General features: G+C 60.0%; 8 protein-coding genes and 3 pseudogenes. 6 read left to right on the forward strand and 5 right to left on the reverse strand.

Features of this window, described 5'->3' with window-relative positions:
• The 4 genes and pseudogenes from AWB68_RS50205 to AWB68_RS51740 form a co-directional block, all read left to right on the forward strand.
• On the forward strand, positions 1-198 hold a 198-nt coding region (locus tag AWB68_RS50205; protein ID WP_327384264.1), incomplete at its 5' end, for a VIT1/CCC1 transporter family protein.
• A 296-nt stretch (positions 199-494) separates the two neighbouring features.
• Complete coding sequence (locus AWB68_RS47550) at positions 495-818, forward strand: hypothetical protein (RefSeq protein ID WP_125483218.1); 324 nt, start codon at positions 495-497, stop codon at positions 816-818.
• Between the two features lie 415 nt (positions 819-1,233).
• Positions 1,234-1,677 (forward strand): hypothetical protein, encoded by a 444-nt coding sequence (locus tag AWB68_RS40765; RefSeq protein WP_125483219.1) that lies wholly within the window; start codon positions 1,234-1,236, stop codon positions 1,675-1,677.
• A 140-nt stretch (positions 1,678-1,817) separates the two neighbouring features.
• A pseudogene (locus AWB68_RS51740) lies at positions 1,818-1,949 on the forward strand (universal stress protein); the annotation flags it as partial.
• 156 nt (positions 1,950-2,105) lie between these two features.
• Here the strand turns inward: AWB68_RS51740 and AWB68_RS40775 are convergent.
• The 3 genes and pseudogenes from AWB68_RS40775 to AWB68_RS40785 all read right to left on the reverse strand — a co-directional run bounded on the left by AWB68_RS40775 (position 2,106) and on the right by AWB68_RS40785 (position 4,314).
• Positions 2,106-2,933: a universal stress protein gene (locus tag AWB68_RS40775; protein ID WP_087649839.1), complete on the reverse strand. Its 828-nt coding sequence runs from the start codon at positions 2,931-2,933 to the stop codon at positions 2,106-2,108.
• Positions 2,930-3,436, reverse strand: coding sequence for a universal stress protein (locus AWB68_RS40780; protein WP_087649840.1), 507 nt, complete (start codon positions 3,434-3,436; stop codon positions 2,930-2,932). Before AWB68_RS40780 ends, AWB68_RS40775 begins: the two co-directional genes overlap by 4 nt.
• Positions 3,437-3,476: 40 nt before the next feature.
• A pseudogene (locus AWB68_RS40785) lies at positions 3,477-4,314 on the reverse strand (universal stress protein).
• A gap of 296 nt (positions 4,315-4,610) precedes the next feature.
• Between AWB68_RS40785 and AWB68_RS40790 the strand changes: the two are divergent.
• Entirely contained in the window at positions 4,611-4,955 is a 345-nt protein-coding gene (locus AWB68_RS40790) for an SDR family NAD(P)-dependent oxidoreductase (RefSeq protein WP_087649841.1), read from the forward strand.
• Between the two features lie 326 nt (positions 4,956-5,281).
• Here the strand turns inward: AWB68_RS40790 and AWB68_RS50210 are convergent, their stop codons facing one another.
• Positions 5,282-5,878 carry an IS4 family transposase gene (locus AWB68_RS50210; protein WP_235028785.1) on the reverse strand — a complete coding sequence of 199 codons (597 nt, stop codon included), beginning with the start codon at positions 5,876-5,878 and terminating at the stop codon, positions 5,282-5,284.
• A gap of 776 nt (positions 5,879-6,654) precedes the next feature.
• Here AWB68_RS50210 and AWB68_RS51745 point away from each other — a divergent pair.
• On the forward strand, positions 6,655-6,888 hold the full coding sequence (locus AWB68_RS51745) for a calcium-binding protein (RefSeq protein WP_374729659.1): 234 nt from the start codon (positions 6,655-6,657) through the stop codon (positions 6,886-6,888).
• A gap of 172 nt (positions 6,889-7,060) precedes the next feature.
• Here AWB68_RS51745 and AWB68_RS40805 read toward each other — a convergent pair.
• Positions 7,061-7,523: pseudogene (locus AWB68_RS40805) on the reverse strand (IS3 family transposase); the annotation flags it as partial.
• Positions 7,524-7,842 lie beyond the last annotated feature (319 nt).

Raw genomic sequence — 7,842 nt, forward strand, 5'->3', positions numbered from 1 at the left:
CTTTGGTCGAGCGGAGAGAGGGGCATTGTTCAGTGCGTCGTTTTGAGCGGAATAGGGCTTGCGGGCATTGGCGTGTTCACGTCGATTTTCAATGGTCGCGGCGCATTGTTTTCCGCAGTCCGGCAAGTCGTGATTGGTCTGGCTGCCGCAGCATGTACCTTCGGACTCGGAAGAGTCCTTGGCGTATCTCTTTCCTAGCGGGTTTTGGCGCGTAAATGCAAAACATCTAATCTGTGTCAATCGGCACAGGGCGTGTGTTCCGTACCCTGAGCGTTGCAATGCTTGGGTCCGTAGTTCACGGGTGAGTCAACACATTCCTGGCCTGATGTGATGAGCAAGATTCTAGGCATATTCGGTATCGCGGTACTGGTGGTCATCGTTGTTGCGGTGGCACTCGTGCAGTATACGATATGGAGAAACGTCGATTAGTTTGGGCGCCGATACAAGAACGGGTTCCGCGTTTCATACTTGGCGCACGTCAAGGCACCAGGCGTATGTTCGAATCCGCGCGCGGGTGTGCCGCCGGCACCCGTGACGAGCAGGTCTGCATGCAAACCATTCACGCTACTCAAAGGGGGCGGGCCCACGACTTTGAACGAGGCGAAGCGATCAGTATCAAACCAATGATCACGAAAACCCGGCCGACGCATCGGGGCTCGATCCGCATCGTCGAAATGGATTTGACTGGCGACGATATCGTGCAGCTCATCAAGACGGCCCCTCTTGCGGTTTTCGACCTGTCGCGATTTCGCGATTCTTCTCGTTGCCACAGAAGTCCAGCGCACCTCCGGCGCGAACGCACGCAACTGAAGGTCTAGATAACCGTCCGCGCACGCTTGCACCGAAACGGGTCGGAGTCTGATTACGTAAAGTGATTGAATCGTTGTGCCCGCGTCACGGGCACGGTCACATGTCTCGTTGACCGCATGACTCGGTGCGGCTGCCGATAAAAAGCGGTACGTCGCGACGTGCTAGGAATCAAGCGGCTGCAACAGGAAATGGCCAACCTCGAGAGGACGTGCGCCTGCTGCGCGAATTTCCGATGTGTGTAAGGGGGGGCGCCAAAGGAGCGGCTCGACAAGGGAGGTGCCAGCCTTGGCAGATCGGCGCGCCCATTTGGCGCACACCTGAGTCAGATCAATCTTCGAGCCGCAACGCGCCGGTATTGTCGTCCCATCGTCATAGTCGATGAAAACGGAGCACGATATGAGAAAGGCGACCCTTTGCGCAATAGTGCTGCTCGGACTTGCAGCATGCTCATCGGACGCGCGCTGGAATGAATTTCGGCAGACCGAACCGCAGCTCAAGGAGGCGCGAGAGTTCGCCTTGGTCGAGTGTTCCGGCCGCGAGGAATGCTCGCAGCGTTGGGAGCGCGCGATGGAGTATGTCGCACGCTATTCTGCAACACGCATACGTCATGCGGATTCTGCTGGAATTGAAACAGGACGTCCGCTCGAGGCCGGTGTGGTCTATCTATCGGCGACGCGCATGCCGGCGGACAAAATCGCGGAACGCGCACGCATAAGCCTGAAAGGAATGTGCAAAGGCATGTACGGCATGGACGGCGGCCCTGGCTGGCTCTACGCCAGTTGCGCGAGCCAGATTCGCAGCATCGAGATGAACTTTCGGGCCTTCGTGCTGGCGCCGCTACGCGGTCCGGCGAGCGATGCGGCCTGAAAGGGGGCTCCTTCTATGAGTGGCGCGGTCTCCTGTTTAAGATGTGACGCTTGCCGACACACGGTCCACGGCGCTACACAGCCGATCACGTGTCGGTCAAGTCGCGTGTCATCGATTCGTGCGGGTGGCCGGTCGCGTACATGATCGTCGATGCGGCGGCTGAACTTGACGCCGACCCGATCGCGATGGGCAAGTATGGTCATCGGGGAGCCGGCCGGTTGCTACTTGGCAGCCTGGCGGAGTCCGTATTGCGGTTAAGCAACATCCCCATACTGACATTGCGGGACGCCATCGGACGACGCCGAAGAAGCGCTCGCTTCTGGACGCAAGTGGGCAGCCGTGACGAAAAGGTGGCGCTCGGAAGTGAGCGCCGATTCACTTCGCCACTAGCCAATGACAGGCCGCGTCTTGGATGCGGGGCGTTCTGCCTAATGGGACATGAGCACCGGAAGTGGCATCGCTTCGATCATCGTTCGAGTCACGCCACCGAGCACCCGTTCGAACGTCCGTGTGTGACCGTAGGCACCGAGCACGAGCAGGTCGGCATGCACAGCGCTCGCCTTGCTCAGAAGCGTTGCGCCGGTGTTCACGCCTGATGCACGGCCCATCGACGAAAAACTCGCGCGAACCTGATGGCGGTCGAGATATGCCGCGACATCGATACCGGCAGGCGCTTCGTCATCCTCGTGCCGCTGCACGCTCACCACTTCGACGAAGCGCGCGCGCTTGAGGATCGGTAGCGCATCGGCCACGGCCCGCGCCGCTTCGCGCCCTCCGTCCCAGCCGATCAGCACATTGTCGCCGAAACTGTTGATTCGCCCGGAACGAGGGAGGATGACCGCCGGCACGCCAGAACTCATGACGACGTCTTCGACAAAATTCCTTGTGACGTAAGAGCCCGGGTCATCGGGATCGTATTGGCCGAGCACCAGCAAATCGGCGTGGCGTGCGTGGAGCGCCGTGACATCGATCGCGGGCCCTCCAGGGGCGCGCCATTCGGCGCTTGCGCCAGCACGGCGTGCAACGTCGAGAAACATTTCTTGAGCGCTCTCGCGCCACTCCGCGTGCTGGGCTTCGTTCTCGGCGAGTTTCAGGCTTTCGTCGCGATTGAAGAGCGGTCGAAACAGATCCTGGCATACCACGTACAAGCCGACCACATGCGCGTCGAATTTCCGTGCGAGATCGAACGCGAAGTCGACGCGGGCCTCGCTGTGACGGCTATCGTCGATGTGAACCAGCAAGGTCTTGTAAGTCATGATGGCTCCTTCAGCGAGTCCGCTTTGGTCCCGACCTGCTCCGCGCGTGTTTTGGCGTCGCGTCCAGGAACAAGAAGCACGGGGCAATTCGCGACCCGCATAAAATGCTCCGCGATGCTGCCGAGCACGAGCCGCCGCCAGCCGCGCCTGCCATGCGTCCCCATCACGACCAACTCGGCGTTGAATTCGGCCGCGCTCTGTAGAATGCGGTGCGCGATGTCGTCCCCGGTGAGGTCGACCTCGACTACGCGCGGCGTTCCCTTCACGCCCTCGCGCTTCATCCGTTCGGCGGCCTCTACGCTCAGGTGCGCGCCTTCTTTTAAAAACGCTTCGCGGATATCAGGGTAATAGACGCCGGCTGCATCATAGCTGGCGGGAGGGGTGTCCACGACATAAATAGGCTGGAGCTCGGCTCCAGTTTCGTGGGCGAGCTTCATTGCTTCATCGAACGCGTGGCTGGCGGTTGCGCTGCCGTCGATCGGCACTAGGATGCGGTTGTACATGACTCACCTCATTGTGCAATAGGACGTGTTGGTGGGGAGGTCAGTGTGACATCAGCACGGGCACCGTCATTGACTCAAGCATGGTGCGTGTCGCGCCGCCCAGAACGAGTTCCTGCCAGCGTGCGTGGCCGTAGGCGCCCATTACCACGAGATCCGCACCAAGGTCTGAGCTGCGTGACATCAGGAGGTCACCGACGGGAGCATCAATGACCCCGTCGATGTCTGCGATGTCCACCTTGACGCCGTGACGTGCGACGACCGCGGCGATATCCGCGCCCGGAATCCGGCTGCCGAATGGCTCGTCATTCATTCCATTGATGGAGACGGCGGTTGTCCGTTTTGCCGCCTTGAGAATCGGCAGTACGTCATGCACGGCTCGCGCGGCTTCGCGGCTTCCATTCCACGCGATCATCACGCTCTCGCCGATCGCCGGGAAGACGCCGGTGTACGGAATCAACAAAACCGGTCGTCCTGCTGACATCACGAGCGTTTCCGGAAAGCGGTCACCGATATACGATTCCGGATCGTTCGGGTCGTCCTGACCCGCAACGATCAGGTCCGCACAGCTTCCAAGGCGCAATACCTCAAGGTTCGCATGTCCGTCCACATCGACCCATTGGCCGGGCACGCCCGTGCGGGCCAGTTCCGCATGGAAGAGCCGCTTGAGCGACCCGCGCCGCGCGCTGCGGATCCCATCATGCTTTTCAACGTACTCGGCTGAACCGGCCATCACATAGAACGAGCGCGGCTCAGGGGTGACACCGCGTAGGCCCCGTCAGATGTGCGCCAAAACGCTTCGCGAGGCGCAGGGCGAATTCGAGGCGCGGATGCGCGCGCTCGCTCGCGTCAAGGGGAACAACGATGCTTTTGTAGCTCATTGAGGTGGCTTCGGTTGTCGAACAGCGCTTAAGTGTTTTCCTCGGTTCGAGTCTATGGGCCGTGACGCAGCGTCCGTTGACGCAGATCAAGCACTCCGCGACTCCAAGGCTTCGTCCATTCCGATTGATGCAGGTCAAGGAGTACGGGAGCACGGCGCATAGATTGAGACTCGCGGTCCCGGCGGTCGCCCGGAAACCCAGATGACATGGAGATTGAGTTTCACGACCCTTTCGGCGTCACCCGTACGAATCTCGCCGAGACAGTGAGCCTCTGACAGGCGGGCGTTGGCGTGGCGATGCGCAACCAGACGGTCTTTGGCAAAGCCTTCGCCGAGGAGACCATCACGCCGTCCAGGCGCGGCGTCAGCCGGCGGCTGCATGATGCCGGGATGACCGTAGTGATGAGAGTTTCGCAACGCAACGACCACGTTGCCAAGTGGCTTGCGCAGCGGAACGATAACGGACGTCGATTTCACGTACAAGTGGTCGATGCCGCGGACTTCGACTCCTGTGCAGAATGCGATCAACGCGTGATCAACGATGTGGGAGTTGTCGACATGTTCATCATTGTCGGGAGGGTCGAGCGTGGTTTCGGGCGCATCGTCAATATCGGCTGTACAACTGGAAGAAAGAAGCGGTAGAACGCCTGAGTCTCGTCAGTTATGTAAATGGAGGAATCGCACTGGCGCTTTCCGTTGATCTGAAGGGTTTCCCAGGCGACCGGCGCGACCGTAGCCGATGGTAGTCAGGCTGGGTGATCGAGCGAAACGCGACGACGCTGATGGTCATCCTCAGGACCGACAGTTTGGGAACAGAGGCGCCCGGTTCACTTTCGGCCGCAGCCAGCCGGCGTCGACACTCCGTGCTATGGTTCGGACTGCGTTTGCGCGTCCCCGACATTGGTTTCTCTTCCGATGCCAAAATGGTTTCCCACTACTCAAAATCTGGTCTTTACCCACAAATAAGGTCATTCGTTCTGCCTGAAGATTCGGTACATCTCCGTAATCTCGTGCAGAGCGAGAAAGCCGCGCCACATAACGGTTGGCCCAGGTGGACGATCATGCTTGCGCGCGAGGTAACCGCCGAATTTTGCGATCCATAGCACGACCTGCGTCAGCGTTGGAAGCCGAGCAGGCAACGTCGTCGTGTTGTGTACGCGGCAATACAACGCGCGCCATTCAAGTGGTTGAAGCAGCACATCGCATGGTAGATCGCCGTCTATTCGGGCCAGCAACGTCGCGTACAAGACCCGCCAACTGATTACGGCAAATAAGGCGGTGGCATGCACGAATCGATCGAGATTGCCGAATTGCCGTGCCTCGACGCGACAACCGCTCTTGAGTATGCGATGCCACGATTCGATCGTCCAACGCCGCTCATACCATTCCAGGCGCTCCAGTGCTTCTTCGCGAGTATTCGTGGGCACCGAAGTGAGTAGCATCCATTCAAGGGGTTCATGACGTTCGGCAACATCCGCTTCTATGGCGTGAATCGCGAACACCTCAACGTTGGGTAATCTTCTGGGCGTCGATAGCGCGGTGGGCGCAAGCTCACCGGCGCGCATCGCAACGTTAGGCGTGCGGTGCGTGCGACCGTGCTACCCGAACCTGGAATCTTCAATTCAGTGAAGCGCAGCACCGGCGCTGCGACGATCGTCTCCCGCAGATACTTCTGCCGATGCGCCACCCTGCGATTCCAGCTCGCACGAACTAGCCAGTCGACGCCAGCAGGGCGATCGGCACTGAATACGTCGTAGATGTCTCCCTCACGATCGCATACGCCAATGCAATGTGTCTGCGGACAATGCGCTTTGAGCGCGCTCAGGTGTTCCAGTCCTTCAAGCCATTTCGCGCTTTCCTTCTCCCGGATCGTGCGCCGCCTGCGCAACTCGCCCTTACCGTGCTCCTCGGGTGTACGCGTCCAGGTCTTCATATGTCGTACGGGCGGAAGTTAACATCACGCGTCGCAGTTTACAAGTCAACCCGCCAAAGATGTGGGTAAAGACCAGACTCAAAATGGGGGGCCCCCGACGCATCCTCGAAGTGCGTCAGCGTCTGCACCTTGGCATGGCCGCAGCTATCGGCGACAACCCGCTTGGACCACTATCGCAAGGCATCGTTATAGAGCACGACACTCCCAGGCCATCGTGCAGGACAACCTGAGCCGGCGGCGCTGGGCGCTCCCGTACGCGGCGTTCGTTCCCGACAGCGCCGCCCCGATTCAGCGCGTTTCCTATGGCCTGCTGAGACATATCGTCGACCTGTAACGCAATCAAGTTGGATACCAAACGACATCATCGCCAAGGCGAAACTCAACGCCGAACGTGAACATTGCATCGAGATGGAAGTGGTCGTCGACGCATATATCGAAGATGAGTGTGCGCTGTCGTGGTACTACTATCTCGAAGAACAGCTCTCGTTTCCCTTCGAGGCCAACGTTCGCAAGGCGATGACTTCTTCGCCGCTGACCACGGGCGAACACGTCTCGGTCACAGGACTCGCTCATGAAGACCTGTGTCGGGTTGGCATCTTCGTCTGGGTTCGGTGGGGAGAACGCGACGTAGGGCACCCTTGACTCCGATCGTTCCGTCGAGCGGCGATAAGCCGACTCGAGTCGCGGTCGCGGACTGGCACTACTGGCACAATACGGCACGTTCTGAGACCTAGAGAGCCGTCTTGCCAACCTCGCCTCGTGCTGATCTGATGCTGGCGGGTTACGCGGACGCATACCTTGAGCTCCTGTCTGTTAGCAGGTTCGCGGCAACCGGCAGCTTGTGCTTCGAGTCCATCGTCACGCGGTAACGGCGTTTGTGCCGCGCCCGGATGTGGTTCTCGCGCATTACCCGCTCGACTCGCGCCTTGCTGGCCGGAAAGCCGCGCGAACGGATTTCCTCGGTCATGCGCGGCGAGCCATAAGCGCCTTTGACCTCGGCATGAATCGCCCGAATGAGCGCCAGCAACTTCCCGTCACTGAGCCGCTGGCAGCGGGCGTGCCGCCGCGCTTCCATGCCCGATAGCCGTTCAGACTGACCGAGAGGACCTCGCACAGCGTCAACAACGGATGGTGACGGCGCTGCGGGTCAATCCAGCGTACTTCACAGCAGATCCTTCGCGAAGTACGCCGCCGCTTTTTTTTGCGATCTCAAGCTCCATTTGCAGACGCTTGTTCTCGGCCCTCAGCCGCGACAACTCCATCTGCTCCGGCGTGACAGCTACACTCGTGCAAGTGTGTTCGGCTGCTGTTGAGGAACGAGGTGGATTGCCTTGTACCCAAGATGGATATAGAGCCCGTTTCCTCCGACCTGCCACCAGAGCTCAATCGGACCTCCATTACCCCGCGAGCCGTTTCGTCCGCTGGCCGATTACTGCTTGTCGTCGATAGGCGCCACGTCCCGCTGCGGGGCCGTGTAGTAACACGCTAACGAGGCTCCGCCTCAGACCGACGAGTGGTATGGGTGACTGCGGAGCGCTGGCGGTGTAAGGTGGCTCCGGCCGAGCCGGCTGGGACGTGCCCAGCGATGTACGAGCT

The organism is Caballeronia choica, assembly GCF_001544535.1.
GTDB classification, from domain to species: Bacteria; Pseudomonadota; Gammaproteobacteria; order Burkholderiales; family Burkholderiaceae; genus Caballeronia; species Caballeronia choica.